The sequence below is a fragment of the Nocardia sp. NPDC056100 genome (genome assembly GCF_042266325.1).
Classification (GTDB): domain Bacteria; phylum Actinomycetota; class Actinomycetes; order Mycobacteriales; family Mycobacteriaceae; genus Nocardia.
The window spans coordinates 375,093-399,092 of record NZ_JBHJVY010000007.1 but is presented as its reverse complement, the minus strand read 5'-3'; the positions used below and the strand labels follow the sequence as shown (position 1 = coordinate 399,092).

Here is a 24,000-nt window from a genome sequence, read left to right as displayed (position 1 = left end):
ATGAGCGCACGCACCTCCGTCGGCACCGTCGAGGATCTGCACGCCTCGGCCACCCGGGTCTGCGGCCTCGAGGACTTCGGCGCGGACGACTACCTGGAGGGTTTGAGCACCCTGCTGGAGTCGTATCAGCGCGATGCCGGACTCACCGAGCTCGGCTCCAAGATGAGCCGGTTCTTCCTGCGCGGGGCGCTGGTCGCCCGCGCGCTCAGCGAAGCGTCCTGGAAGGCCAATCCGGCGTATGCCGAAACCCGGGTTACCAGGCCGATTTTCGTGACCGGACTGCCGCGCACCGGCACCACGGCGCTGCATCGGCTGCTGGCCGCGGATCCGGGGCATCAGGCCCTGGAGATGTGGCTGGCGGACTTCCCGCAGCCGCGCCCGCCGCGCGACAGCTGGGCTGATAATCCGATCTACCAGCGCATCGACGCCGGATTCGCACAGCATCGCATCGAGAATCCGGAATTCATGGGCGTGCACTATATGAGCGCCGCCGATGTGGAGGAGTGCTGGCAACTGCTGCGCCAGACGGCCAAGTCCATCTCGTACGAGTCGCTGGCCCATCTGCCGACCTACTCGCAGTGGTTGCGCAAGCAGGATTGGACCGACGCCTACACCCGGCATCGGAAGAACCTGCAGCTCATCGGGCTCGGCGATGAACGGCGCTGGGTTCTCAAGAATCCGAGCCACCTGTTCGCCCTGGACGCGCTCATGGCGGTGTACCCGGACGCGCTGATCATTCAGACCCATCGTGACCCGGTGACCATCGTCGGATCCTCGTGCAGCCTGTCCGATCAGGCGGCGCGCGGGTGGTCCACCACCTTCGTGGGGGAGACCATCGGCAAGTCGCAGTTGGAGCTGTGGTCGCGCGGGCTGCGCGAATTCAACAGCGCCCGTGCGCGATACAACCCGGAGCAGTTCCTCGATATCGAATTCGATGAATTGCGGGCCGATCCCATGGGCACCGTCGAAAAGATCTACGGCGCTTTCGACATCGATTTCTCGGACTCCGCGCGTACGGCCATGGGCTCCCTCGATGAGGAGAGTAAGAGCGGTGATCGTAAACCCGTTCACCGGTACTCCCTGGCCGATTACGGACTGACCGAAGCGCAGGTCAGGGCGGAGTTCGAAAGCTAGGCGCACCCCTCGTCCTTCCGGATATGGTTAGCATCACCTAAACCAGCTATGGTTAGCGTCGCCTAACCGTGGAAATGCGGTCTGGACTGGAAGGACGAGGGAATTGCGTAAGAATCTGATGCGGATCTCGGCGCTCGGCGCGGCCATACTGGTCGCCGCCGCGTGCTCGAAGTCGGAGCCCGCCGCCGACAACTATCCGGCTGCACTGGACGGTAACCACTACGCCCAGATCAACCTGGCCGCGGACAAGGACTCGTACAAGGCGCAGTTCACCTATCCGGACATGGTCAACGCCTGGGGCCTGGCCGATCGCCCCAAGGGCGCCGGCGGCCACTTCTGGGTCGGCGGCGGCGGATTCTCCTTCCAGTTCGTCGGTGACGTCACCAAATCCTCGGATCCCAAGTTCCAGAAGCTCTTTCAGGATCCGCTGAAGCTCGTCACCGTCCCCGGCGCGGACTCGGACACCTCCGATAAGAGCGTCGGCAAGACCACCGGCGTCATCTTCAACCCCGCGCCCATCACCTCGGACCTGTTCGTGGTGAAGGATCAGCCCGTCAGCTATGACGGCAAGGACGAAAAGCTCACCGGCTCCGCGCGTTTCATCTTCGCCACCGATTCCGGCAAGATCTCCGCCTGGACCGAACAGGGCGCGGGCGGCGCGATCGTGCGCCACGACGGCCCGGCCAACACCGTCTTCGACGGTAAGGACAAGGGGATGCAGTTCTTCGGCATCGCCCTCACCCCGTCCGGTGACAAGCTGCTGGCCGCCGACTTCGGTGAGAACCCGCAGATCCGCACCTTCGACAAGAACTGGCAGCTGATCGGCACCACCGGCTACGCCAACCCCTTCGCCACCGGCGACAACCTCGACCCCGCCGATCCGGCCAAGGGTAAGAAGGTCAAGCCCGGCGATCCGGCTCCGTGGAACGTCACCACCATCGGCCAGCGCGTGTTCGTCTCCTACGCCACCACCAAGCCCGATGAGGTCGACGCCACCAAAATCGATGTAGGCGAAGAGGATTCCCTCGACAAGGCCGCCGATAAGGCCGCCGCGGGCAAGCCCGGCAAGGGTAAGGTCGCCGAATTCGACGCCACCGGCAAACTGGTTCGCACCATCGACGGCGACGACCGCTTCAACGCCCCCTGGGGCGTCACCATCGCCCCCGATTCCTTCGGCCCCCTCGCCGGAAAGATCCTGGTCGGCAACTTCGGCGGCCTCGGCCACATCGTCGCCATCGACGACAAGACCGGCAAGCCCGTCGACTATCTCCGCAACACCTCCGGCGCGCCCATCGAAATCCCCGGCCTCTGGGCGCTGATGTTCGGCAACGGTGAAAGCCTCGGTGACTCCGACGCCCTCTACTTCACCGCGGGCCCCGAGGACGAGAAAGACGGCCTCTTCGGCAGCCTCCGGCTCCAGTAGCAGCCAGCAGTAATGCGAAGGCCCCGAGTCGATTTCGGCTCGGGGCCTTTCGCTTTGTATGAAAAAGATCAAGAACAAAAGAAAAAGACGCCCGGACAAGAAAAGAACAAGAACAAAGATAAAGACCAACAACAAGAACCAAAACACTTGAGCGGCTTGGCTCTTTGGTCTTGGAAGGTGACCACGGCCAGTCACCCCGTCGGGTGCGTGAGGTGCGGACATGCCTGTAGGACCGGCAGGAGGGTTCCTGACGGTTGGATACAGGTGGGGTGGAAACTATTGCCGGGCTGGGCAAGCCGGGCGAGGCAATACCCAGGGTCGCTGACGCATCCGCGTCGGCACACAGGCCCGAGAGGGGCGTGCGGGCAACGGTGGTGCCGCCGGGGCGGTGGCCATCAACTCGTCCGGGTGATGGAGGTGGTTCACCTTCGGTGTGCGAGTCGGGTCGATGTGCGCGGGCGCAATCCAGGCGGTGCGGCCTGCGAAGGCCGAATCCTTACCGAGCTTGATCGTGGTCCACCCCGTCGGGGTGTCGTTCACCAGAGCGTGGCAGTGATCGCAAGCCAGGGTGAGGTTCTCGATGTCGGTCGGGCCGCCCTTGATGTACTCGGTGACATGGTGGACCGCGGCCATGCTCGCGGGTGCGGTGCAGCCGGGTCGAGTGCAACCCCGTTCGGTGGCGATCAACGCCATCCGCTGTGCCGGGTTCGCAAGGCGGGCTTCACCGATGTGCAGGGGCATGTTGTTGCCGTCGGTGACGACCGAAAAGGTCTTGCTTTTGCGTGCAGCCATTTCCAACGCGACCGCGACCGGCACAGTCCCGCCGGTGGCGGTGGTCGCCACTCCGGCGGCGCGCTCTACATCGGCGATGGACATGGTCAGGATCGTGGTGACGGGCAGGCCACGGTGTGAGCCGAGGTGGGCGGGGTTGAAATCCGGGTGCAGGAGCGCGAACAGCGCATCATGCTGACGCTGCACCGTCGTGCGCGTATCCCGTGCGGCCGCAGCCTTCACGACCTCCGGATCGAGCTTGTCATCCACGACGAACGGGCTCTCCGGGTCGGCCGGGTTGCACAGGCCGGGCCGGGCGAGCTTGGCCAGCACTGCGTCCATGGCGGCGCGTGCTTCGGGGGTCAGCACCACGGTCATGGTGGACATCAGGTCGAAGCCCTGTGGGCTCAACCGCATGCTGCGCATGCGAGCGCGGTCGGTGTCGTCGGTGAGGGTGCCATCGGGATCGAGGTGTCCGAGGATGCGGTCGCCGATTTTGGGGAGCTGGTTCGGGTTCAACGCCCGCGCGTGCCGGGCCAGGTGTTCTTCGGCGAGTGCGCGGTCTTCGGCAGTGACTTGGTTGGGCAGGCGGTCCATGACCTGCCGGATCACGCGCACATGGTCAAGTCCGATCGCGCCTTCCTCTTGCGCCAGAGCAGTATTGGGCAGCACCGGGGCAGGGGTCGATACTTCGGCGCTGTCTCCTACGCGCGGCCAGATCGCAGCCTGCTCGGCGCAGTGCCAGCGGTTCAGCGCGTCCCCGTGCGAAATCCGCAGGGTGTCTTGCAGGAACAGTGCCACCGAGCCTGCGCCTGCGCGCTTGGGCAGTGACCGTGAACAGGTCTGCACGACAAGGTCGAGTTTGAGCGCGTCGAGTTTGCGGGTGGCGGTTTCGATCTGCTGCATCAATTCGACAATGTCGTTGTCCGACACCGGAATGAGCGGCTGGGAAACAAGGGAATCGATCGCAGCGGAGAGTGCGTGTGCACTCTCCGCGATTGCGATGTTCTCCCTTGAATTCATACCTCTATTCTACTCCCGAAAACCAAACCCCGAAAGCCGAATTCCATTGTGATACAACAATATTCAGATAAATTCGCATTTCATTTCTCGGCCCTTCTCTTGTTTCGCCCAGGCCCCATCGCCTCCAGGGCATAACTTAGGTTTGACTAACCTAACTTCGGGAAGTAGCGTCCTGAGCACTGACTATCGCGAAGGAAGTGTCATGAAGAAGATCGTGGGCGCGTTCGCCGCCTTGGTTTCTGCTGGGTTGGTCACGGTGGGGCTTGCTGCGCCTGCGGTTGCGGATCGGTCGGTGCGGGATGCGACGGTCGCGGATTTGTATGTGCGGGATGCGGATCCGTCGTTGGACGCGCTGGCGGGGCAGTTCGCGGCGCTGTGGAATCCGAGTTTGCCGATGAGTGCGAAGGCTGAGGTCAGTTATCACGGGGGCTCGGTTGCGCCCGCGTTGCAGGGGATTTTGTCGCAGGGTGGGGTGTATGACTTTCTGTCGATTCAGGAGCGGGCCACTTCCAAGAGCATTACCGGAAACACCATGACCGCAACGCTTTCCGGGGTGATGGCGGGGTTCCCCGCTTCCAGTGGGACGTACAGCTATATCCGTGAGGATGGGCTGTGGAAGGTTGATTGGAAGGCCACCTGTGCCGGTATGGGCGGCTGCTCCGGTAATCCGGACTTCGGGTACTGAGGCGCGCTCGATAGCTGATGATCTCGGTTTCCGGTATTTCCAAGCGCTTCGGTGACAAGGTCGCGGTCGGCGATGTCAGTTTCGAGGCGGCGAGTGGTTCGATCACGTATCTGCTCGGGCCCAATGGGGCGGGCAAATCCACCACCATGCGCATGATCGCGGGGTTGACCACACCCGACGCGGGCACCGTGCGGATCGACGGGCAGTCGCTGCGCGGGATCGCCGAGCCGATGCGCGCCGTCCGGTTCAATCTGAACACCTTCGCGCGCGATCCGCGGCATACCGCGAGGCAGCATTTGAAATGGCAAGCGCGCCTTGGCGGTATCCCGGTGACCGAGGTCGAGCGGGTGCTCGCCCGGGTGGGATTGGCGGAGGTGGCCAATCGGCTCGTGGGGCGGTTCTCGCTCGGTATGTTGCAGCGGCTCGGGATCGCGAGCGCACTGCTGGGTGATCCGCGCACCATCGTGCTCGACGAACCGGATAACGGCCTCGATGTGGACGGCATCCTGTGGCTGCGGGAATTGCTGACCGGGCTCGCTGCACAGGGCCGGACGCTGCTGGTGGCCTCGCACAATCTGACCGAGGTCGAGATCACCGCCGACCGCATAGTGATCATGGGCCGCGGCAAGGTGCTGTCCGATGCGAGCCGGGACGACACCGTGGCGCTCGGCTCCGGCCCGCGACCGCTGGAGGCCGCCTACCTCGCGGTCACCCGCGGCAGTGTCGAATACGACGGCGCGACCGAACAGGTGGAGTCGTGAATTCGATGGTGGCGCTGAACCATTCGGTGCGAAGCGAACTGGTGAAACTCTCCCGGCGCAGCCCACTGTGGTTCGCGATCGTGCCGCTCGCCGTACTGCTGCCGCTCGCCTTGAACGCGGGGCTGGTGATTGCCACGGGCATGAACAAGGTCAACGGCAGCGGTGGCATGGACACCAATAACGCCGGGTATTGGGTGATGATCTTCTCGACCGTCATCCTGATGTCCGCCGGTGTCGCCACGCTGAGCAATGAATTCAAGTACGCCACGGTGGAATTGGTGTACTCCGCACAACCCCGGCGCTGGCTGCTACCGGTCGCGAAGTTGATCGTACTCGGGCTGATCGCCGTGATCGCCACCCTTGTCGCCGTGGTCGTGCTGCTGGTGGCGTTTCCGGCCGTCTTCCCCGATGTGTGGGGCCGCGTCGACGCCACCTCCGCCGCCGGTCTCCGATTGCTGTGGGCCCTGCCGCTTTTCGCCTTCCTCGTCAGTGCCCTGGGCATCGGCATCGCCGGACTGATACCGCGCCCCGGTGTCGTGGTCGGCGCGGTACTGCTCTGGAAGTTCGGCATCGAAGCCTTCTCCGCCCTGCTCCCGGTGAAGATCGGAAACGTGGTGCAGCAGTGGATGCCGTTCAAGAACGGCGAACTGGGCGCGGGCCAGTATCCGACGATTCACCCGATCTTCGGCGGGGCCAACGGTTCTCTCGCCTACTTCGCGGTCATCGCGGCGGTGTTCTTCGCGCTCGGAACCGTGCGCCTGTCCCGGCGCGATCCCACCACCGACTGATTCGGATTCACAACTGCGACAGGGCCGTCAGCAGCGGCAGGATGGTGTGCAGGAAATCGCCGGGGCAGGTGGTCTCCCCGCACACCGATTGCCAATCGCCGTGACCGGCCACGGCGGGTTTGACGGCGGTGACGCCGTTGGCCGGGTTCACGTAGTTGATCTGGGCGAACGGGTTGATGCCGAGCCCGGAGCAGAGGCGGGTCAATACGATGTCGAGGCTGTGGAGTGCGGCTTTGCTGGGCAGGGTGCGGCTGAAATCGCCGATCAAGCAGATGCCGATATTTCCCGAATTCGCCCCGCGCACATGGCCCGCCGTGACCACTTCGGCCCCGGGCTTCAGGTCCGTGCCCGGTTTGAAGATGGGCGCGTCGTCGGTGCCGGGGTGGCGGCCGGAGTAGATGACCCCGTTCGGGTCGATCATCAGGTGATAGCCGAGATCGCCCCAGCCCTGACCGTCCGGATCGGGGAGGGCGTGGAAGCGGTAGACACCGCGAACCGTATCGCGGTAGTCGTCGTATTCCTGGCCGGTCGGGATCTGGGTGTGGTGCACCGTGATCACCTGCGCCGGTGCGTATTCCGGCTCACCCCAGGTCTGCAATGTCTCGTCCGCACCCCAACCGGAGCGGGTGACCGCCGGGAATCCCCAGGCGTAGGAGGTCGTCACCGGAGTTTTGAACGGCTGCGCGGTGACCGGGGCGAAAATGCCCGGGAGCGTGATGTTCTCGGCGATCACGTCGACCTTGTCCGCGCCGGCCGGAATCGGCACGATCTCGGACAGCTTGCCCGGCCGGTCATCGCGGCCGTGCGCGGTGCGGCGCACCGGAATCGGATCGGTCCACTTACCCGCCACCCGGAAGCGCACCGAGGCGGGCTTCGCGTTCGGCTCGGTATCGCGCAGTGCGGTGAAAGCCGCACCCGCGCAATCGGTCCCCTCGGCCGGTGTGGCCCCTGCGCTGCCGCGCGCCCCGAACAGTCCGGCCGCGGTCAGCGCCGCCGTCCCGGTCAACAGTGTGCGGCGATCGATCCGAATATGCTGTGTCACTACCACCCTCGCTCTTTCGCAGATGAATCGTACGAAAGGGCAACGATTATTCCGCGACCCGCGCCGGGAAGCGCGCGGCGAGCCCGTCGACGAACGCGTTCAACGCCAATTCGAAACTCTCCGAATCGATTTCGTCCGCACGTGCGCGCAGCAGATGCGCCTGCTCCAGATGCGGGTAGCGGTCCCGATAGACTTGCACGTCATCGACGAAACCCCGGGAGAACGAGCCGATGGTCGCGCCCATCACCAGGTAGCGGGTGGCGGCTCCGATCATGGTGGCCTCGCGGGGCGGCCAGCCCGCACCGACCAGCCCGCCGTGCACCGCGTCGGCGTGGCGCAGGTTCTCCTCGCGCTTGCCCGGACCCGCGGCCAGGTAGGGCACGAAGTTCGGGTGCGCCACCAGTTCGGCGCGATAGGACCGCGCCCAGGACATGAGCCCGTGCCGCCAATCACCGTGCTCGAATTCGGAGGTGTCGACGCGGCTCATGATGCCCGAGGCGATGTCATCGAGGACATCGTCCTTGGTGGGGTAGTGGCCGTACAGCGACGCGGCCTGCACACCCAGTTCGGCGGCGAGTTTGCGCATGGACAGATCGGCCAGGCCGTCGCGGTCGATCAGGGTCAGCGCGGCCTCGCGAATGCGTTCGCGGCTCAGGAGCGGCACCTTCGGTCTGGCCATAGTCGCAAGTTATCACCCGGGTCTTGAAAAACCGAACACCGTTAGGATAGCTTCGGGGTTATAAACCTAACAACGTTTGGTTAGGAGCTATCACAGATGGACTTCGAGCTCGGCGAGGCACAGCGCGAACTACGCGAGGTCGCCCGCGCCTGGGTGGACAAAGAGGTCGTGCCGTACGCCGCCGCATGGGATCGCGCCGAAGCGGTGGACACCGCCATCGTCGGCAAACTCGGCGATATGGGCTTCCTCGGCATCGAGATTCCCGAGGAGTACGGCGGATCCGGCGGCACCGCCCTGGACTACTGCCTGCTGCTGGAGGAACTCGGCCGCGGCGACAGTTCGGTGCGCGGAATCGTGTCGGTCTCACTGGGTTTGGTCGCCAAATCGATCAAGACCTACGGGAACGAGGAGCAGCGGCGGGAATGGTTGCCGCGCTTGACCTCCGGACAGGGGATCGGCTGCTTCGCGCTCACCGAGCCCGGCACCGGATCCGATGCGGGCAACCTCACCGCCAAAGCCGTTCGGGACGGCGATGATTGGCTCCTCTCCGGCACCAAGATCTTCATCACCAATGGCACCTGGGCCGATGTGGCGATCGTCTTCGCGCGCAGCGGCGGACCGGGCCCCAAGGGCGTGACCGCCTTCCTGGTGCCCACCGACACGCCCGGATTCACCCGCACCGAGATCAAGGGCAAACTCGGATTGCGCGGCCAGGCCACCGCCGAATTCGTGCTCGATCAGGTGCGCGTGCCCGATACCGCCCGACTCGGTGCCGAGGGTCAGGGCTTCAAGATCGCTATGGGTGCGCTCGACAAGGGCCGCATGGGTGTGGCCGCCGGATGTGTCGGCGTCGCGCGCGGCTGCCTGGAAGCCGCGGTGAAATACGCCGGGGAACGCGAACAATTCGGTAAGCCCATCGCCTCCTACCAGCTGGTTCAGGAACTGCTCGCCGATATCGCCGTCGATGTCGAGGCGGCGCGGCTACTCGCCTGGCGGGTCGCCGGCCTGGTGGAGCGCGGGAAGCCGTTCGGCACCGAAGCCTCGGTCGCGAAACTGTTCGCCAGCGAGGCCGCGGTGAAGGCGGCCAACAACGCCATTCAGGTGTTCGGCGGCTACGGCTATATCGACGAATACCCGGTCGCCAAATACCTTCGGGATGCTCGCGTGCTCACGCTGTACGAGGGCACCAGCCAGATTCAGAAGCTGCTCATCGGGCGCGCGCTCACCGGTGTCAACGCCTTCAACTGACCACTCACATTCGCTGACAAGGAGTTTCACCATGACTTCGAAGGTTGCATTCGTCACCGGCGCGGCGCGCGGTATCGGCGCGGCCACCGCGACTCGGCTCGCGGCCGACGGATTCACCGTCGTCATCGCCGATTTGGACGAGGCCGCCTGCAAGACCGCCGTCGACGCCATCGTCGCGGCCGGCGGTAAGGCCATCGCGGTGGCCTGCAATGTCGCCGATGAGGCCTCGGTAGACGCGGCGTTCGAACGCGTTGCGGCCGAACTGGGTTCGGTCGACGTACTGGTCAACAATGCCGGTGTGCTGCGCGACAATCTGCTGTTCAAGATGTCCGTGGAGGACTGGGACACCGTCATGTCGGTGCATCTGCGCGGTGCGTTCCTGTGCAGCCGGGCGGCGCAGCGGTACATGGTGAAGCAGAAGTCCGGGAAGATCGTGAACACCTCCAGCGTGTCCGCGCTCGGCAGCCGGGGGCAGGCCAATTACTCGGCCGCCAAGATGGGGATTCAGGGATTCACCCGGACGCTGGCCATCGAACTCGGCCCGTACGGGATCAATGTCAACGCCGTCGCGCCCGGATTCATCGTCACCGATATGACCGATGCCACCGCCGCGCGCGTGGGTGTCGATCCGGCCGAATTCCGTAAGGCCGCAGCCGATATCACCCCGCTGCGCCGCGTCGGGCAGCCGGAGGATATCGCCAACGTGGTGTCGTTCCTGGCCTCCGCGGATTCGTCCTTCGTGACCGGCCAGACCATCTACGTCGACGGCGGGCGCAAGCTCTAACGACTCTCGAGAGAGAAATCATTATGCAGAGAACAGTTTTCGGCGCCGACCACGAAGCCTTCCGTAAGACGGTGCGCGCCTTCATCGAAGCCGAGGTCGCGCCCGTCTACGACCAATGGTTCGAGGCGGGGATCGCACCGCGCGAGTTCTATTACAAGCTGGCCGAACTCGGCGTCTTCGGTATCGAGGTGCCGGAGGAATTCGGCGGCGCGGGTATCGAATCCTTCAAGTTTCAGAGCATTCTCATCGAAGAGGCCGCCCGCGCGGCGGTCTCCTTCGGCGGCTCCAGCGTGCACGTGGGGCTGTGCCTGCCGTATCTGAAGATGCTGGCCACCCAGGAACAGAAGGAACGGCTGCTACCCGGTTTCGTGAGCGGTGAGATCATGTTCGCCATCGCCATGACCGAACCCGGCACCGGCTCCGACCTCGCCGGAATGCGCACCACCGCAAAGCTTTCCGAAGACGGCACGCATTACGTGCTGAACGGGTCCAAGACCTTCATCACCGGCGGCGTACACGCCGACCGGGTGATCGTGTGCGCCCGCACCGACGCCCCGCGCGCCGATGATCGCCGCCACGGAATCTCACTGTTCCTGGTGGACACCAAGTCCGAGGGCTACACCGTCGGCCGCAAGCTCGACAAGCTGGGCCTGCGGGTGTCCGATACCGCCGAACTCAATTTCACCGATGTGCGGGTGCCGGTCGCGGACCTGCTCGGCGAGGAGAACAAGGGTTTCTCCTACCTCGGCCTGAACCTGCCGCAGGAACGCCTGTCCATCGCCGTCGGCGCGTACGCGCAGGCCAAGGCGGCGGTGCGGTTCGCCAAGGATTACACGCGGCAGCGCAATGTCTTCGGACAGCCGGTCGCCAGCTTCCAGAACACCAAATTCGAGCTCGCCGCCTGCCAGGCCGAAGTGGACGCCGCCGAAGCCGTGGTGGATCGCGGACTCGAGGCCCTGGACGCCGGAACGCTCACCGCCGCCGATGCCGCGTCGGCCAAGCTGTTCTGTACCGAGGTGGCGGCCCGCGTGATCGACCGCTGCCTCCAGCTGCACGGCGGCTACGGCTTCATCAACGAATACCCCATCGCCCGGCTCTACGCCGATAACCGGGTCAACCGGATCTACGGCGGCACCAGCGAAGTCATGAAGATGATCATCGCCAAGGACATGGGTCTGTAACTTCAATCTCTCCGAGGTCTCCATGAACGCGACGCTCTCCCTGGCCAGCATCCTCGCCGAACCCGCGCGGCGACGGCCCGATCACATCGCCCTCATCGAAGGGGCACAACGGATTACGTTCGCCGAGCTGTGGCGGCAGGCGCGGGAGCAGGCCGCCGCGCTCATCGAGCTCGGGGTACGGCCCGGGGATCGGGTCGCGCTCATGGGGCCGAACACCACCGATTTCCCGCGCGCCTACTACGCCATTCTGGCGGCGGGCGCGACCGTGGTGCCGGTACACCTGCTGCTCACCGCCGATGAAGCTCAATACGTACTGACCGACAGCGGGGCTTCGCTGCTCATCTGCCACGAGATGGTCGCACCGGTCGGACAGGTCGCGGCCGAGCGTGCGGGAATTCGGTGTGTCGATCCGAAAAAGCTTGTCGGCGAGCCGATTCAGACTTTCGTCTCGCGCGGCCCGCTCGACACCGCTGTGGTGTTCTACACCAGCGGCACCACCGGGCGGCCCAAGGGCGCGGAACTCAGCCACCTCAATATGGTCATGTGCGCGACGGTGAACGCCTTCGACGCCAACGACGTGCACCGCGATGACATCGCGCTCGGCGCGCTGCCGCTGTTCCACGTCTTCGGTCAGACGGTGTCGATGAACTCGCACTGGCGGGTCGGAGCCACCCTCGTGCTGCTGCCGAGATTCGATGCGGCGGAAGCGATCCGGCTCATGAACGCCGAGAACGTGAACACCTTCCACGGCGTGCCGACCATGTACATCGGCATGCTGGAAGCCGCGAAGGAATTCGAGACCCTGCCGCACCTGCGGCTGTGCATCAGCGGCGGCGCGGCGCTGCCGCCCTCGGTGCTCGAGGAATTCGAGCGTGTCTTCGGCTCGTACATCCTGGAGGGTTACGGACTGTCCGAGACCTCACCGACCGCCTCGGTCAATCAGCCCGAACTCGGTCCGGAGGCGGGCACCGTCGGCCATCCGGTCTGGGGCGTCGAGGTGGAGATCGCCGATCCGGACGTGCGCGACCGCATCGAATTGCTGCCCGCCGGGACCATCGGCGAGGTCGTGGTGCGCGGTCACAATGTGTTCAGCGGCTACACCGGGCGACCCGAGGCGACCGCGGAAGCCGTGGTGGACAACTGGTTCCGCACCGGCGACCTCGGAACCAAGGATGACAAGGGCTATCTGCGCATTGTCGACCGCATCAAGGAGATGATCATTCGCGGCGGGTTCAACGTGTACCCGACCGAGGTCGAGGCCGCCCTGCTGCGACATCCCAAGATCGCCCAGGTCGCCATTATCGGCGTTCCCGATGAGAACTACGGTGAGGAGATCCTGGCCGTGGTCGTGCCCGCCGAACCGGTCACCGCCGATGAGGTGATCGACTATGCCCGTGAGCATGTCGCGCGCTACAAGTATCCGCGCCGGGTCGAATTCCTGGACGCGCTACCGCTCGGCCCCACCCATAAGGTCCTCAAGCGAGAACTGAAGGAGCGCTTCGCATGAGCGTCACCGATTTCGCCGACTTCGATCAACTGCGCGCCGCCGCCGGCACCGAAATCGGTGTCAGCGACTGGTTTCTCATCGATCAGCAGCGCATCGACCGCTTCGCCGAGGCCACCGGCGACCACCAGTGGATTCACGTCGATCCGGAACGGGCGGCGGCCGGACCGTACGGCCGCACCATCGCGCACGGATTCCTGACGCTATCCCTGGTCGTGCCGATGACCGCGCAGGTGATGACCTTCAGTACCGCGCGCATGGCGATCAACTACGGGCTCAACAAGGTTCGCTTCATCACCCCGGTGCCGGTGGGCAGTCGCATTCGCGGCCGCTTCACCCTGAACACCGTCACCGATATCCCCGGCGGCGTGCAGGCCGAGCGCACGGTCACCGTCGAAATCGAGGGTGAGTCCAAACCGGCCTGCGTCGCGGAGAGTATCGCCCGCTACCTGTCCTGAGGTGTGAATCGGTGTGGGAACCCCTCGCTCCCACACCGATTCACCGTGCGGGCAGCCAGGTGTCCGGATCGTCGATCGGGGTGCCGTAGCCGGGGCGGTCGGCGGTATCGGCGGCGTGCTCGGCCCAGGTGTAGATATGCAGTTGCAGGCCGTCGGGATCGTTGAAGACCAGTAGCCAGCCGATACTGGCCTCGATGACGGGGGAGTGCTCGACGCCGTGCGTGTCCAGATGCGTGGCCCAGCGCTCGAGATCGGCGGGACCGCGTGCGCCCAGGCTCACCGGGTCGAAATCCTTGCAGCCCTGTGCGGCGAGGGCGTTCTCGCGCAGACCCAGCATCGACGCGCCGATACCGGGGAGTTCGCCGGCGGTTCCGCGCACCACCCCGTCGTCATCGGTGAACTGCACGGTCGGGCGGAAGCCGAGCACGTCCCGATACCAGCGCACCGAGCGCACCAGATCGGTCACCGGGATCTTGATGTGATGAATGCCTGCCAGTTCGGGCATCGAAGTCACCTTCTCGAATTTCGCCGCAGTGGCACTGCGGTAGATATTGATAGGATGCTCCTCATGAGCCAACCGGTCAAGAGGACCTACCGAGCGGCCAAACGCGCCGAGACCGCCACGGCCACGCGCGCCGCCATCCGGGCGGCGGCCACCGGACTGTTCGTCGAATCCGGCTATGCCGCCACCACCATGCGGGAGATCGCGCGGCGAGCCGGGGTGGGGGAGCGCACCCTCTACGACGCGTTCCCGAACAAGTTCGAGTTGTTCCGGCACACGATCGGGGTGGCGACCGTGGGCGACGAGGAACCCGTCGCGGTGCTCGATCGGCCCGAAGTGGTTGCCGCGCAGACCGATACCGATGCATCCGCTGCTATCGCACGCCTCATCGAGTACACGGCAGGACTTTTCGAGCGCGCGGGTGATCTCATCATGGTCGGCATCGAGGCGGGCGCGGCCGACGCGGCCATGCGCGCGGGCTCCGAGGCCGCCGAGGCGGACACATACCAGACCTGGCTCGGGTTGACCCGCAACCTCTTTCGCGCCGATGCGCTCCGGCCCGAACTCGATGCCGAAGCCGCAGCGGATATCTTCTTCGCGCTCGCCTCACCGCATGTGTTCCGGCTGCTGCGGCGGCAACGAGGCTGGAGTGCGGCGCGATACCGGGAATGGCTCACCGAGGCGGTCACCGCACAACTGCTGCGCGAGTGACCGCCTCGTCCGCCGGGACTACTTGTCCGGGCCGAAAGGCTGTGCGGACAAGGGTGATTCATCCGGGGTCATGGTCGCCACCACCGAGATCCCGGCCGAACGGAAATTGCTGAGCGCGCGGGCGATATGGTCCGCCGAGGTGATCAGGATGGCGGCGTGCGCGCCGATCACCTCCATCAGCCGGGCCGAGAACGCGGCGTTCTGCACCGTCGAATTCGCCTTGGTCTCGGTGTGAATGCGTTCGGGGGAGATGCCGCGCTGGGTCATCCAATCCGCCATGGCCTGCGCCTCGGTGACACCCGCCTGCGGATTGCCGCCGGTGAGGATCACCGGGGCCATCGGGGACAGCAGTGCCGAGACATAGCCCGCGTACAACCGGTTGATCAGCTCCGGGCGCATCTCGCCGTCCGGCATCAGGCCGTAGCCGAGCACCACGATGGCGGTGCTCGGGCTGAACATGGCGGGCAGTTCCAGCCCGGGCAGATCCAGGCCCGGCACCAGCGTGGTGACCGAATTGAGCGCGCTCACAACGTCTTCGGTGATCCCGGCGATCGGCACGGCGGGCATGGTGATGGGCTGAGTGTGCCCCGGGGCGACGGTCGCGCCCGGTGCGGTCACCGTATCGGGACGTGCGGCGGTCACCGCCTCGGACTGCGCCGGAACGGCGACCGCATCGGTATCGGCCTGCGCGGGTGCGGCCCCCGCCGCGACCACCACGACGGTGGCCCCCGCGAGCAGGGTGCGCACGGCGAGCCGCGCGGTATTTCGGGAGATATGACGGAGAACCGGAACGGCCGGTAGCAGATCGAACATCGAAAACCCCCAGGGTAGCCACACTAGTGACTACTAGTCGGTTCACATTTCGATCCATGATCACCCGAATCGGCTGGCCGGGATGGGTTTTCGGAAAATCAAGCCCCGAATTCCGGGTACCGTCTCAGTCAGTGGGACCGAACATTTCACGATGCGCCCGGCACCAGGTCGCGAAATCGCGCGGCGGCCGGCCGAGCAACTCCACGATCGTAGTCGTGCGCAGACCGGCCGTGTCCGAACGCATCTGCTCGAACGACTCCGCGATCGCCGCCGCCAGCGCGGGCGGCGCACCCCGCGGGAAGCGGGCGCGCACGGCTTCTTCGACGGTGGCGGTGGACCGAATCTCCAAGCGGCGCTCCAGGACTCGGGCCAGAATGCCGACCTGCTCGGCGCAGGTGAGGGATTCGTCGCCGGTCAGATCGTAGGCCGCGCCCTTATGACCGTCCTCGGTCAGTGCGAGTAGCGCGACGGCCGCGATATCGACCGGATCGACCGGTGCGAAGCGCCCCGGACCCGTGGGGTCCAGGATCGGCTCACCCGCGCGAATCGCGGGAACCCATTCCAGCGCATTGCTCATCAGCCCGCCCGGTCGCAGGATCGTCGACGCGATCCCGCTGTCCCGCACCAGCCGCTCACGTTCGTGATGCCAGCGACCCATGGCCGGAATCGGATCGCCTACGGCCCAGAACGAGGAGATGAGCACGATCTGCTCGACCCCCGCGGCGCCGGCGGCGGCCACCACATTGCGGGCATGGTCCATCCCGGTCCCGGGGACCAGCAGGAACAGCGCGGTGATCCCGTCGAAGGCGGGCGTGAGCGTGTCCGGATCGTCGAGATCGCCGCGGCACGCCTCGCCGCCGGGCAGGTGCGCGCGGGCCGGATCGCGCACCAATGCCCGGTAAGGCGTTGCGGCGGTGGCCAGTTGGCGGGTGAGTTCGCGGCCGATGTTTCCGGTGGCTCCGGTCAGAAGTATCATGAGAATCCCTAAGTCGTTAGCCGTCTAGTGAATAACGCTAGACGGCTAACGATCGGAGGGCAACGGTTGATTTCCACACCCGGAGGATGGATGCCCGAATTCCTGGACCTGCACGGCAACACGTCGAAGGCATTGCGCGCCTTGGCCGATCGCGATATGCGGCGACACGGATTGCACCTGGGGCAGAACCACGTGCTCGCGGTGCTGTGGGAACACGACGGGCGCACGCCGGGGGAGATGGCGACGGCGCTGCATGTCACCACGCCGACCGTGGTGAAGATGGCGACCCGAATGGCCGCCGCCGGTCTGCTGGTGCGCAAACGCGATGACCGGGACAACCGGCTGGTGCGGCTGTGGCTCACCGATCGGGGGCGCGACCTGCGGCGGCCCGTCGAAGCGGAGCGGAAGGCGCTGGAGGACAGTGTGACCGCGGCGCTCACCGCCACCGAGCGCGCCGACCTCATGAGCGCTCTGGCCAAGATTCACCGGGCCGCCACCGAACTCCTCGGCGGTCCCATTGAGGGGCCGGGTGCGCTGCCCGACTGACGCAACCGGCAACACCGTCCCGGTGATCACCTAGAGTTGGCCCCATGATTACCGCGATCGTGCTGATCCACGCCGAGTCCGACCGCATTCCTGAGACCGCGCAGGAATTGGCGGATATCGACGGTGTGGCCGAGGTGTACTCCTGCGCGGGCGACGTGGATCTGATCGCCGTCGTGCGCGTGCGCGAATACGAGCGCATCGCCGAGGTGGTGACCGGGCGGATCAACAAGACCGCCGGTGTGGTGCGCACCGCGACCCATATCGCCTTCAAGTCCTACAACCGCGCCGATGTCGAAGCGGGCTTCTCCATCGGCGAGTAGCGGATTCAACCCGCGAATCGCTCCGTACGGACCGGATACGTCCGAGCGGAGCGATGCGTCAGCGCTGCGGACCTCGGTACCTCAGCCGGTCTGGATGGATGCCCCGAGCGGGGTGGCGGACCGGCCGGGCTCGACCACGTTGGTGACCCCGCCCTTGCATCCGGGTAGCAGGTACACCCGGACCTCCTGGGCGGTGTGGTTCACCACCGCCAGGCGGCGCGGCACCTTGCGGACGGTGAGGCATCCGGCCGGATCGCCGTAGTCGTGCCCGTCCACGCTCAGCGTGCCGCTTGCGGTCTGCGTCAGAATCGGCGCGACCGGATGCGCCCCGCTCTCGGGCACCACCCCCAGCGCGGCCCCCGCCGCGAGCACCGCCCCGATCGTGAAAAAGCCCCGCCGCCAAGGTATTCCGTCGCGCCCGAACCGCACCATTGCCGCACATCCTCGACTAGGCCAGTATCGCGGTCAGCCGCACCCATCAGCGGGAAACCGCCTGCTCAACGCCAAAACTGTAGCGCCGTCACAAGCATCCCACCGGCAAACACGCCTCCCCGGCAGTGATAAGGGGCGTTCAGTCCGAACCGAGCTGATTGGTGACGGTGACCCAGCGGTCCAGCAGATCCGCGGCCGCGCCGGTGTCGATGGCGGCGGCGACGCGCTCGAGGGCCGCGGCCAATCGCGGGTGCAGATCGTCCGCCGATGTGTCCGGGGTCAGTTCGAAGGCGACCACCGCGGCCGCCGAATTCAGCAGCACCGCATCGCGTACGGGGCCGGGCTCACCGGCGAGCATATTGCGGGCGATCACCGCGTTCATGGCCGCGTCGCCGCCGCGCAGCGCCTCCGGGGCCACCCGGGGAATGCCGAGTTCGGTTGGGTCGATGGTGGTTTCGAAGCTGCGACCGCCCGCCACGACCCAGGCGTCGGTGGTGTCGGCGGTGGTGATCTCGTCCAGGCCGTCATTGCCGCGCACGACCAATGCCGACGCGCCGCGATCGGCGAACACGCCCGCGATGACCGGGAGCAGATCGGCGAAGGCGCAGCCGATCAGGCCCGCGGTCGGCTGGGCCGGATTGGTCAGCGGGCCGAGGATATTGAAGACCGTCGGGATGCCGATCTCACTGCGCGCCGGACCCGCGAAACGCAGGGACGGATGGAAGACGGGGGCGAAACAGAAACCGATGCCCACCTCGTTGACCGAGGTCGCCACCGATTCCGGGCCGAGCGCGATCTTCACCCCGAGCGCCTCGAGCACATCCGCGCCGCCGCTCTTGGACGATGCCGCGCGGTTGCCATGCTTCACCACGGGAATTCCGGTGGCGGCCACCACGATCGAGGACATGGTGGAAATATTCACCGTGCCGGAGCGGTCACCGCCGGTGCCGACGATATCGACCGCCGCACCCTTGTACGGCACCCGGCGCGCGTGCGAGAGCATGCCCTGGGCCAGGCCGCCGAGCTCCTCGGGGGTGGGGCCCTTCATCTTCAGGGCCACGCCGAAGGCGGCGATCTGCGCGGAGGTGGCGCTGTCGGTGAAGATCTCGTTCATGGCCCACGCGGCCTCATCGGTGGACAGATCATTGCCATCGGTGAGGATGCCGAGGATTTCTCGCCAGCTGCGCGCGCTCATTGCTCTTCCGTTCCCCCGGAAGTCCGGAGTGATGTCGGGGCCATCGGTGTTGTCGGAGCAAGCCTAGTGGGCGGGGGCTATTTCTTTTCCTTCGGCGGCACCGGCGACGGTTGCAGCGCATCCCAGCCCAGCGCCTCGCCGTCGTGGCGATGAGCCAGACTCGCCATCCGCGAGCGCTCCTGCGAACAGTGCAGGGCATCGAGCACCTGCACGCGCTGCAAGATCACATTCGACCCGTCCGCGGTATCACCGGGCGCGTAACCGCCCTGTGCGGCGATGGCGAAGATTTCCGCCCGCCGCTCTTCGGGAATCCGCAGGTGATGCCGCAGCAGCACCGGCTGGTCGGGAGTCCAGTTCTCCGCGCGCGCCAAGGCGGCCGAACATGCCTCCGCGTCATCGAAACTCGACGCCACCGAGATGAGATCGGCGCGCCCGGGATCCAGTTCCGTTGTCCCGCCGCGTCGCAGCAGTCGCCGCACCCACTCCATGGTTCGAAAACTCCTCCGAAATAGGGCTCAGGTTTCTCTTACCTGGGCAATCTAGGTTGGTCCGTGACACGCCGAGCGCCCATCGAGAGGCTTGCTCGCCCTGCGGTTTCCGACACGTACGACGAACTTTCGTACCCCGCTATGTCTGTCGTACTACGACAAGTCATACTTACCGGCGTGACGACCGCAGTAGGGACCCCAGGATCGGCCATTACCCAGCGAGTGCATTCGCTGAACCGGCCCAACATGGTCAGCGTCGGTACCATCATCTGGCTGTCGAGCGAGTTGATGTTCTTCGCCGGCCTGTTCGCCATGTACTTTGTCGCTCGCGCGCAGGCCCACGGTAAGTGGCCGATGGAGCCGACCGAGCTGAACCTCAAGCTCGCCGTGCCGGTGACCGCAGTCCTGGTGGCCTCGTCCTTCACCTGCCAGATGGGCGTCTTCGCCGCCGAGCGCGGTGACGTGTTCGGCCTGCGCCGCTGGTACACCATCACGCTGATCATGGGTGCGATGTTCGTGGCCGGTCAGGGCTACGAGTACACGAACCTGGTCAAAGAAGGCACCACGATCTCCAGCACCGTGTACGGCTCGGTGTTCTACATCACCACCGGCTTCCACGGTCTGCACGTCATCGGCGGTCTGATCGCGTTCGTGTTCCTGCTGGTCCGCACCTCGCTCAGCAAGTTCACCCCCGCGCAGGCGACCGCGGCGATCGTTGTCTCCTACTACTGGCACTTCGTCGACATCGTTTGGATCGGGCTCTTCGCCACGATCTACTTCATCCGCTAACCACGCGGATCCAGTACCACGGCACAGCCCGCCGTAGGCACGAAGCTTCTGACAAGTCGGTTCCGTCTACTCCAAAGGGACACAGATGAGTTCATCTCCCCCGTCAGCGCCAGATCCCAGCGAGGGGATCGGCGAGGCCACCAAGACCCGCAAGCAGCGGCGCATGCGCCGCAAGCTCGCCGGCGGTCTGGTTCTCCTGATGGGCCTCGTCGGAGCCGGCTTCGCGGCATCGGCCCTGACCCCGACGGCGCAGGTCGCCACGGCGCACGAGGACCAGTCCGCGCTCATCCGCGAGGGCAAGCAGATCTACGACACCTCGTGTGTCACCTGCCACGGCGCCAACCTGCAGGGTGTGCAGGATCGCGGCCCGAGCCTGATCGGCGTCGGCGAGGCAGCGGTGTACTTCCAGGTTTCCTCCGGTCGTATGCCCGCCGCCCGCAACGAGGCGCAGATCGTGCGCAAGCCCCCGAAGTTCGACGCCGGTCAGACCGACGCCCTGGGCGCCTACATTCAGGCGAACGGCGGCGGCCCGACCGTGCTGCGCGATCCGAACGGTGAGATCGCCCAGGAGTCCATCATCGCCGGAGCCGATCTCGGCCGCGGTGGCGAACTCTTCCGGATGAACTGCGCGTCCTGCCACAACTTCACCGGTAAGGGCGGCGCGCTGTCCTCCGGTAAGTTCGCCCCGCCCCTGGAAGAGGCGAGCGAACAGCAGATCTACCTGGCCATGCTCACCGGCCCGCAGAACATGCCCAAGTTCTCCGACCGGCAGCTGTCGCCGGAGGAGAAGAAGGACATCGTCGCGTACATCAAGGACCGCATGGAGACCAAGTCCGAGGGCGGCTACGGCCTCGGCGGCTTCGGTCCCGCGACCGAGGGTCTGGCGATCTGGATCGTCGGCATCGTGGTTCTGGTCGGATCGGCCATGTGGATCGGATCCCGGTCATGAGCGAACAGGAGCGAAAAGGCATGGGGGACAACCCCAGCGAGAAGGACTTCACCGATGAGCAGCTCGACGCCATGTCGCGCGATGAGCTCGTCGAACTCGGCACCAAGCTCGACGGTGTCGACGTCGCCTACCGCGCACCGCGCTGGCCGGTGCCCGGCACCCGCGCGGAGAAGCGCGCCGAGCGCCAGGTGGCGCTGTGGTTCGCCATCTCCGGCATCTTCGGCGCCGCGCTCGTCGGCATCTACCTGTTCTGGCCCTGGGAGTACAAGGGTCGCGGCGAGGACGGCAATACCGCCTACACGCTGACCACTCCGCTGTACGGCCTCACGCTCGGTATCGCGGTGCTCGCCGTCGGTATCGCCGTGGTGCTCATCCGCAAGAAGTTCATCCCGGCCGAGATCTCCATCCAGGACCGCCACGACGGCCGCTCCTCCGAGGTCAACCGCCGCACGCTGGGTGCACAGCTGCAGGACGCGGTGGAGACCTCCACCCTGGGCCGCCGCAAGCTGATCACCCGCACCGCGGGTGCCGGCGTCGGCGTGCTCGGCATCGGCGCACTGCTGGTGTTCGCGGGCGGCATGATCAAGAACCCGTGGGCCAAGCGCGACAAGTCGCCGCTGTGGGTCTCGGGCTGGACCCCGGATTACGCGGGCCAGACCATCTTCCTGCGTCGCGATACCGGCCGCCCCGAGGACATCGTCCTGGTGCGCCCGGAGGACCTCGACGCCGGCGCCATGGAAACCGTCTTCCCCTGGAAGGAAGAATGGCGTGGCGACGAGCACGAGACCCTGCAGTCGCTGCGTGGAATCCGCAACGCGGTCATGCTGATTCGCCTGCGCACCGCGGATGCCGAAAAGGCCATCAAGCGTAAGGGCCAGGAGAGCTTCAACTACGGCGACTACTTCGCGTACTCGAAGATCTGCACCCATCTCGGTTGCCCGACCTCGCTTTTCGAGCAGCAGACCAACCGGATTCTGTGCCCCTGCCATCAGTCGCAGTTCTCCGCGACCGAGTGGGGTAAGCCGGTCTTCGGTCCCGCCGCTCGCGCGCTGCCGCAGCTGCCGATCACCGTCAATGCCGAGGGCTATCTGGTCGCCGTACACGACTTCCTCGAGCCCCTCGGCCCGGCCTTCTGGGAGCGTCGTTCATGAGCCAGGTCAACGAACTCGACGAGCGGTACCACGCTGCCGCATTCGTGAAGCGGTCGATCAACAAGGTCTTCCCGACCCACTGGTCGTTCCTGCTCGGTGAGATCGCGCTGTACGCGTTCATCATCCTGCTGCTGTCGGGTATCTACCTGACGCTGTACTTCGACCCGTCCATGTCGGAGACCGTCTACAACGGCTCGTACCAGCCGTTGCGCGGTGTCACCATGTCGCGGGCCTACGAGACCGCGCTGAACATCTCGTTCGAGGTGCGCGGCGGTCTGTTCGTGCGCCAGGTGCACCACTGGGCGGCACTGCTTTTCGCGGCGTCGATCATCATCCACCTGTTCCGCATCTTCTTCACCGGCGCGTTCCGCAAGCCGCGTGAGGCCAACTGGGTGATCGGCTCGCTGCTGCTCATCCTGGCGATGTTCGAAGGCTTCTTCGGTTACTCGCTGCCGGACGACCTGCTCTCGGGTACCGGTCTGCGCGCGGCCTTCTCGGGCATCACCATCGGTGTTCCGGTCATCGGCACCTGGCTGCACTGGCTGATTTTCGCGGGCGACTTCCCGGGCGAGATCATCATCCCGCGTCTGTACATCGCGCACGTGCTGCTCATTCCGGGCATCCTGCTGGCCCTGATCGCCGCGCACGTCGCGCTGGTCTGGTACCAGAAGCACACCCAGTTCCCCGGACCGGGCCGCAAGGAAACCAATGTCGTCGGCGCGCGCATCGTGCCGGTGTTCGCCGCCGACCAGGGCGCGTTCTTCGCCTTCACCCTCGGCGTCGTCGCGATCATGGGTGGCGTGCTGCAGATCAACCCGATCTGGAACCTTGGTCCCTACAACCCGTCTCAGGTCTCCGCGGGTTCGCAGCCGGACTTCTACATGATGTGGACCGACGGTATGGCGCGTCTGATGCCGCCGTGGGAGCTCTACTTCTGGGGTCATACGGTTCCGGCCGCCTTCTGGGTCGCGCTGATCATGGGCCTGGTGTTCACCGTGCTGGTGATCTACCCCTGGATCGAGAAGCGCCTCACCGGCGACACCGCGCGGCACAACCTGCTGCAGCGTCCGCGCGATGTGCCGGTGCGTACCGCGATCGGCTCCATGGCCATCGCGTTCTACCTGGTGCTGACCCTGGCGTGTGTCAACGACATCATCTCGCTGAAGTTCGACATCTCGCTGAACGCCACCACCTGGTTCTTCCGCATCGCCCTGCTGACCGTGCCGCCGCTCGCGTACTTCGCGGCGTACCGGTTCTGCCTGGGTCTGCAGCGCAGCGACCGGGCGGTGCTCGAGCACGGTATCGAGACCGGTGTCATCAAGCGCCTGCCGCACGGTGAGTACATCGAGATCCACCAGCCGCTGGGCCCGGTCGACTCGCACGGTCACCCGATCCCGCTGGAGTACCAGGGCGCTCCGGTGCCCAAGAAGATGTCCAAGCTGGGCTCCGCCGGTAAGCCCGGCACCGGCTCCTTCCTGTTCGCCGACCCGGCCCAGCAGCAGCTGGAGAACGTCGAGAACGCGCACAAGGAAGAGCACGACATGCTGGCCGCCCTGGAAGCACACCAGGACACCGCGGACAGCGGTTCGCACGGCCACTGAGGCCGAGCCAAGCTGTAAAGGGAAGGCCCCGAGTCGAATTCGACTC

At 65.8% G+C, this 24,000-nt stretch carries 26 protein-coding genes; 17 read left to right on the top strand and 9 right to left on the bottom strand.

Annotated features, from left to right (window positions below; all coding sequences use genetic code 11):
• Positions 1-1,134 carry a sulfotransferase gene (locus ACFC0O_RS43440; protein ID WP_375968152.1) on the top strand — a complete coding sequence of 378 codons (1,134 nt, stop codon included), beginning with the start codon at positions 1-3 and terminating at the stop codon, positions 1,132-1,134.
• 103 nt (positions 1,135-1,237) lie between these two features.
• Positions 1,238-2,557: a TIGR03118 family protein gene (locus tag ACFC0O_RS43435; protein ID WP_375968151.1), complete on the top strand. Its 1,320-nt coding sequence runs from the start codon at positions 1,238-1,240 to the stop codon at positions 2,555-2,557.
• A 276-nt stretch (positions 2,558-2,833) separates the two neighbouring features.
• Here the strand turns inward: ACFC0O_RS43435 and ACFC0O_RS43430 are convergent, their stop codons facing one another.
• Positions 2,834-4,351, bottom strand: a complete 1,518-nt coding sequence (locus ACFC0O_RS43430; protein ID WP_375968150.1) for a DUF222 domain-containing protein — start codon at positions 4,349-4,351, stop codon at positions 2,834-2,836.
• A gap of 202 nt (positions 4,352-4,553) precedes the next feature.
• Here ACFC0O_RS43430 and ACFC0O_RS43425 point away from each other — a divergent pair, with 202 nt between their 5' ends.
• The 3 genes from ACFC0O_RS43425 to ACFC0O_RS43415 are packed head-to-tail and all read left to right on the top strand — an operon-like array spanning position 4,554 to position 6,585.
• Positions 4,554-5,036: a hypothetical protein gene (locus ACFC0O_RS43425; RefSeq protein ID WP_375968149.1), complete on the top strand. Its 483-nt coding sequence runs from the start codon at positions 4,554-4,556 to the stop codon at positions 5,034-5,036.
• A 17-nt stretch (positions 5,037-5,053) separates the two neighbouring features.
• Positions 5,054-5,797 (top strand): ABC transporter ATP-binding protein, encoded by a 744-nt coding sequence (locus ACFC0O_RS43420; protein ID WP_375968148.1) that lies wholly within the window; start codon positions 5,054-5,056, stop codon positions 5,795-5,797.
• Positions 5,798-5,802: 5 nt separating this feature from the next.
• Positions 5,803-6,585: an ABC transporter permease gene (locus tag ACFC0O_RS43415; RefSeq protein ID WP_375968249.1), complete on the top strand. Its 783-nt coding sequence runs from the start codon at positions 5,803-5,805 to the stop codon at positions 6,583-6,585.
• Positions 6,586-6,592: 7 nt separating this feature from the next.
• On the opposite strand, the gene ACFC0O_RS43410 is transcribed toward ACFC0O_RS43415, so the two are convergent.
• Positions 6,593-7,633: an N-acetylmuramoyl-L-alanine amidase gene (locus ACFC0O_RS43410; protein ID WP_375968147.1), complete on the bottom strand. Its 1,041-nt coding sequence runs from the start codon at positions 7,631-7,633 to the stop codon at positions 6,593-6,595.
• Between the two features lie 40 nt (positions 7,634-7,673).
• Positions 7,674-8,306 carry a TetR/AcrR family transcriptional regulator C-terminal domain-containing protein gene (locus tag ACFC0O_RS43405; RefSeq protein ID WP_364643904.1) on the bottom strand — a complete coding sequence of 211 codons (633 nt, stop codon included), beginning with the start codon at positions 8,304-8,306 and terminating at the stop codon, positions 7,674-7,676.
• A gap of 96 nt (positions 8,307-8,402) precedes the next feature.
• Between ACFC0O_RS43405 and ACFC0O_RS43400 the strand changes: the two genes are divergently transcribed.
• From ACFC0O_RS43400 to ACFC0O_RS43380, 5 genes are read left to right on the top strand one after another with little or no spacing between them, the layout of a single operon-like run.
• Complete coding sequence (locus ACFC0O_RS43400) at positions 8,403-9,554, top strand: acyl-CoA dehydrogenase family protein (protein WP_375968146.1); 1,152 nt, start codon at positions 8,403-8,405, stop codon at positions 9,552-9,554.
• A gap of 31 nt (positions 9,555-9,585) precedes the next feature.
• Positions 9,586-10,338, top strand: coding sequence for a 3-oxoacyl-ACP reductase FabG (fabG, locus tag ACFC0O_RS43395; RefSeq protein ID WP_375968145.1), 753 nt, complete (start codon positions 9,586-9,588; stop codon positions 10,336-10,338).
• Positions 10,339-10,361: 23 nt separating this feature from the next.
• Positions 10,362-11,519, top strand: coding sequence for an acyl-CoA dehydrogenase family protein (locus ACFC0O_RS43390; RefSeq protein ID WP_375968144.1), 1,158 nt, complete (start codon positions 10,362-10,364; stop codon positions 11,517-11,519).
• A gap of 22 nt (positions 11,520-11,541) precedes the next feature.
• Positions 11,542-13,026 carry a long-chain fatty acid--CoA ligase gene (locus tag ACFC0O_RS43385; protein WP_375968143.1) on the top strand — a complete coding sequence of 495 codons (1,485 nt, stop codon included), beginning with the start codon at positions 11,542-11,544 and terminating at the stop codon, positions 13,024-13,026.
• Positions 13,023-13,481, top strand: a complete 459-nt coding sequence (locus ACFC0O_RS43380; RefSeq protein ID WP_375968142.1) for a MaoC family dehydratase — start codon at positions 13,023-13,025, stop codon at positions 13,479-13,481. The genes ACFC0O_RS43385 and ACFC0O_RS43380 overlap by 4 nt, the downstream gene beginning before the upstream one ends.
• A 40-nt stretch (positions 13,482-13,521) precedes the next feature.
• Here ACFC0O_RS43380 and ACFC0O_RS43375 read toward each other — a convergent pair whose 3' ends face one another.
• A complete protein-coding gene (locus ACFC0O_RS43375; RefSeq protein ID WP_375968141.1) occupies positions 13,522-13,986 on the bottom strand; it encodes a VOC family protein in 465 nt (154 codons plus the stop codon).
• Positions 13,987-14,049: 63 nt separating this feature from the next.
• Between ACFC0O_RS43375 and ACFC0O_RS43370 the strand changes: the two genes are divergently transcribed.
• Entirely contained in the window at positions 14,050-14,694 is a 645-nt protein-coding gene (locus ACFC0O_RS43370; RefSeq protein ID WP_375968140.1) for a TetR/AcrR family transcriptional regulator, read from the top strand.
• A gap of 18 nt (positions 14,695-14,712) precedes the next feature.
• Here the strand turns inward: ACFC0O_RS43370 and ACFC0O_RS43365 are convergent, their stop codons facing one another.
• Positions 14,713-15,507 (bottom strand): YdcF family protein, encoded by a 795-nt coding sequence (locus ACFC0O_RS43365; protein ID WP_375968139.1) that lies wholly within the window; start codon positions 15,505-15,507, stop codon positions 14,713-14,715.
• A gap of 124 nt (positions 15,508-15,631) precedes the next feature.
• Complete coding sequence (locus ACFC0O_RS43360; RefSeq protein WP_375968138.1) at positions 15,632-16,483, bottom strand: SDR family oxidoreductase; 852 nt, start codon at positions 16,481-16,483, stop codon at positions 15,632-15,634.
• A gap of 90 nt (positions 16,484-16,573) precedes the next feature.
• Here ACFC0O_RS43360 and ACFC0O_RS43355 point away from each other — a divergent pair, with 90 nt between their 5' ends.
• On the top strand, positions 16,574-17,029 hold the full coding sequence (locus ACFC0O_RS43355) for a MarR family winged helix-turn-helix transcriptional regulator (RefSeq protein ID WP_375968137.1): 456 nt from the start codon (positions 16,574-16,576) through the stop codon (positions 17,027-17,029).
• Between the two features lie 44 nt (positions 17,030-17,073).
• The gene (locus ACFC0O_RS43350) at positions 17,074-17,349 is read left to right on the top strand and encodes an Lrp/AsnC ligand binding domain-containing protein (protein ID WP_364643874.1); all 276 of its coding nucleotides are present in this window, start codon (positions 17,074-17,076) and stop codon (positions 17,347-17,349) included.
• An 81-nt stretch (positions 17,350-17,430) separates the two neighbouring features.
• Here ACFC0O_RS43350 and ACFC0O_RS43345 read toward each other — a convergent pair whose 3' ends face one another.
• The 3 genes from ACFC0O_RS43345 to ACFC0O_RS43335 all read right to left on the bottom strand — a co-directional run bounded on the left by ACFC0O_RS43345 (position 17,431) and on the right by ACFC0O_RS43335 (position 19,464).
• A complete protein-coding gene (locus ACFC0O_RS43345) occupies positions 17,431-17,781 on the bottom strand; it encodes a hypothetical protein (RefSeq protein WP_375968136.1) in 351 nt (116 codons plus the stop codon).
• Between the two features lie 139 nt (positions 17,782-17,920).
• Positions 17,921-18,976 (bottom strand): anthranilate phosphoribosyltransferase, encoded by a 1,056-nt coding sequence (gene trpD, locus ACFC0O_RS43340; RefSeq protein ID WP_375968135.1) that lies wholly within the window; start codon positions 18,974-18,976, stop codon positions 17,921-17,923.
• A 77-nt stretch (positions 18,977-19,053) separates the two neighbouring features.
• On the bottom strand, positions 19,054-19,464 hold the full coding sequence (locus ACFC0O_RS43335) for a hypothetical protein (protein WP_375968134.1): 411 nt from the start codon (positions 19,462-19,464) through the stop codon (positions 19,054-19,056).
• Between the two features lie 177 nt (positions 19,465-19,641).
• Between ACFC0O_RS43335 and ACFC0O_RS43330 the strand changes: the two genes are divergently transcribed.
• The 4 genes from ACFC0O_RS43330 (at position 19,642) to ACFC0O_RS43315 (ending at position 23,954) form a co-directional block, all read left to right on the top strand.
• Positions 19,642-20,253 (top strand): heme-copper oxidase subunit III, encoded by a 612-nt coding sequence (locus tag ACFC0O_RS43330; RefSeq protein WP_364643862.1) that lies wholly within the window; start codon positions 19,642-19,644, stop codon positions 20,251-20,253.
• Between the two features lie 85 nt (positions 20,254-20,338).
• On the top strand, positions 20,339-21,202 hold the full coding sequence (locus ACFC0O_RS43325) for a c-type cytochrome (protein WP_375968133.1): 864 nt from the start codon (positions 20,339-20,341) through the stop codon (positions 21,200-21,202).
• Positions 21,199-22,353 (top strand): ubiquinol-cytochrome c reductase iron-sulfur subunit, encoded by a 1,155-nt coding sequence (locus ACFC0O_RS43320; protein ID WP_375968132.1) that lies wholly within the window; start codon positions 21,199-21,201, stop codon positions 22,351-22,353. Before ACFC0O_RS43325 ends, ACFC0O_RS43320 begins: the two co-directional genes overlap by 4 nt.
• Positions 22,350-23,954, top strand: a complete 1,605-nt coding sequence (locus ACFC0O_RS43315) for a cytochrome bc complex cytochrome b subunit (protein WP_364643856.1) — start codon at positions 22,350-22,352, stop codon at positions 23,952-23,954. The genes ACFC0O_RS43320 and ACFC0O_RS43315 overlap by 4 nt, the downstream gene beginning before the upstream one ends.
• The last annotated feature ends 46 nt before the right edge of the window (positions 23,955-24,000 follow it).

What these genes read in the sequence shown, in the direction of transcription:
- ACFC0O_RS43440 (WP_375968152.1), top strand. Translation starts at nt 1, where the DNA reads ATGAGCGCACGCACCTCCGTCGGCACCGTCGAGGATCTGCACGCCTCG.
- ACFC0O_RS43430 (WP_375968150.1), bottom strand. Translation starts at nt 4,351, where the DNA reads ATGAATTCAAGGGAGAACATCGCAATCGCGGAGAGTGCACACGCACTC.
- ACFC0O_RS43425 (WP_375968149.1), top strand. Translation starts at nt 4,554, where the DNA reads ATGAAGAAGATCGTGGGCGCGTTCGCCGCCTTGGTTTCTGCTGGGTTG.
- ACFC0O_RS43420 (WP_375968148.1), top strand. Translation starts at nt 5,054, where the DNA reads ATGATCTCGGTTTCCGGTATTTCCAAGCGCTTCGGTGACAAGGTCGCG.
- ACFC0O_RS43415 (WP_375968249.1), top strand. Translation starts at nt 5,803, where the DNA reads ATGGTGGCGCTGAACCATTCGGTGCGAAGCGAACTGGTGAAACTCTCC.
- ACFC0O_RS43405 (WP_364643904.1), bottom strand. Translation starts at nt 8,306, where the DNA reads ATGGCCAGACCGAAGGTGCCGCTCCTGAGCCGCGAACGCATTCGCGAG.
- ACFC0O_RS43400 (WP_375968146.1), top strand. Translation starts at nt 8,403, where the DNA reads ATGGACTTCGAGCTCGGCGAGGCACAGCGCGAACTACGCGAGGTCGCC.
- fabG (WP_375968145.1), top strand. Translation starts at nt 9,586, where the DNA reads ATGACTTCGAAGGTTGCATTCGTCACCGGCGCGGCGCGCGGTATCGGC.
- ACFC0O_RS43390 (WP_375968144.1), top strand. Translation starts at nt 10,362, where the DNA reads ATGCAGAGAACAGTTTTCGGCGCCGACCACGAAGCCTTCCGTAAGACG.
- ACFC0O_RS43385 (WP_375968143.1), top strand. Translation starts at nt 11,542, where the DNA reads ATGAACGCGACGCTCTCCCTGGCCAGCATCCTCGCCGAACCCGCGCGG.
- ACFC0O_RS43380 (WP_375968142.1), top strand. Translation starts at nt 13,023, where the DNA reads ATGAGCGTCACCGATTTCGCCGACTTCGATCAACTGCGCGCCGCCGCC.
- ACFC0O_RS43375 (WP_375968141.1), bottom strand. Translation starts at nt 13,986, where the DNA reads ATGCCCGAACTGGCAGGCATTCATCACATCAAGATCCCGGTGACCGAT.
- ACFC0O_RS43370 (WP_375968140.1), top strand. Translation starts at nt 14,050, where the DNA reads ATGAGCCAACCGGTCAAGAGGACCTACCGAGCGGCCAAACGCGCCGAG.
- ACFC0O_RS43365 (WP_375968139.1), bottom strand. Translation starts at nt 15,507, where the DNA reads ATGTTCGATCTGCTACCGGCCGTTCCGGTTCTCCGTCATATCTCCCGA.
- ACFC0O_RS43360 (WP_375968138.1), bottom strand. Translation starts at nt 16,483, where the DNA reads ATGATACTTCTGACCGGAGCCACCGGAAACATCGGCCGCGAACTCACC.
- ACFC0O_RS43355 (WP_375968137.1), top strand. Translation starts at nt 16,574, where the DNA reads ATGCCCGAATTCCTGGACCTGCACGGCAACACGTCGAAGGCATTGCGC.
- ACFC0O_RS43350 (WP_364643874.1), top strand. Translation starts at nt 17,074, where the DNA reads ATGATTACCGCGATCGTGCTGATCCACGCCGAGTCCGACCGCATTCCT.
- ACFC0O_RS43345 (WP_375968136.1), bottom strand. Translation starts at nt 17,781, where the DNA reads ATGGTGCGGTTCGGGCGCGACGGAATACCTTGGCGGCGGGGCTTTTTC.
- trpD (WP_375968135.1), bottom strand. Translation starts at nt 18,976, where the DNA reads ATGAGCGCGCGCAGCTGGCGAGAAATCCTCGGCATCCTCACCGATGGC.
- ACFC0O_RS43335 (WP_375968134.1), bottom strand. Translation starts at nt 19,464, where the DNA reads ATGGAGTGGGTGCGGCGACTGCTGCGACGCGGCGGGACAACGGAACTG.
- ACFC0O_RS43325 (WP_375968133.1), top strand. Translation starts at nt 20,339, where the DNA reads ATGAGTTCATCTCCCCCGTCAGCGCCAGATCCCAGCGAGGGGATCGGC.
- ACFC0O_RS43320 (WP_375968132.1), top strand. Translation starts at nt 21,199, where the DNA reads ATGAGCGAACAGGAGCGAAAAGGCATGGGGGACAACCCCAGCGAGAAG.
- ACFC0O_RS43315 (WP_364643856.1), top strand. Translation starts at nt 22,350, where the DNA reads ATGAGCCAGGTCAACGAACTCGACGAGCGGTACCACGCTGCCGCATTC.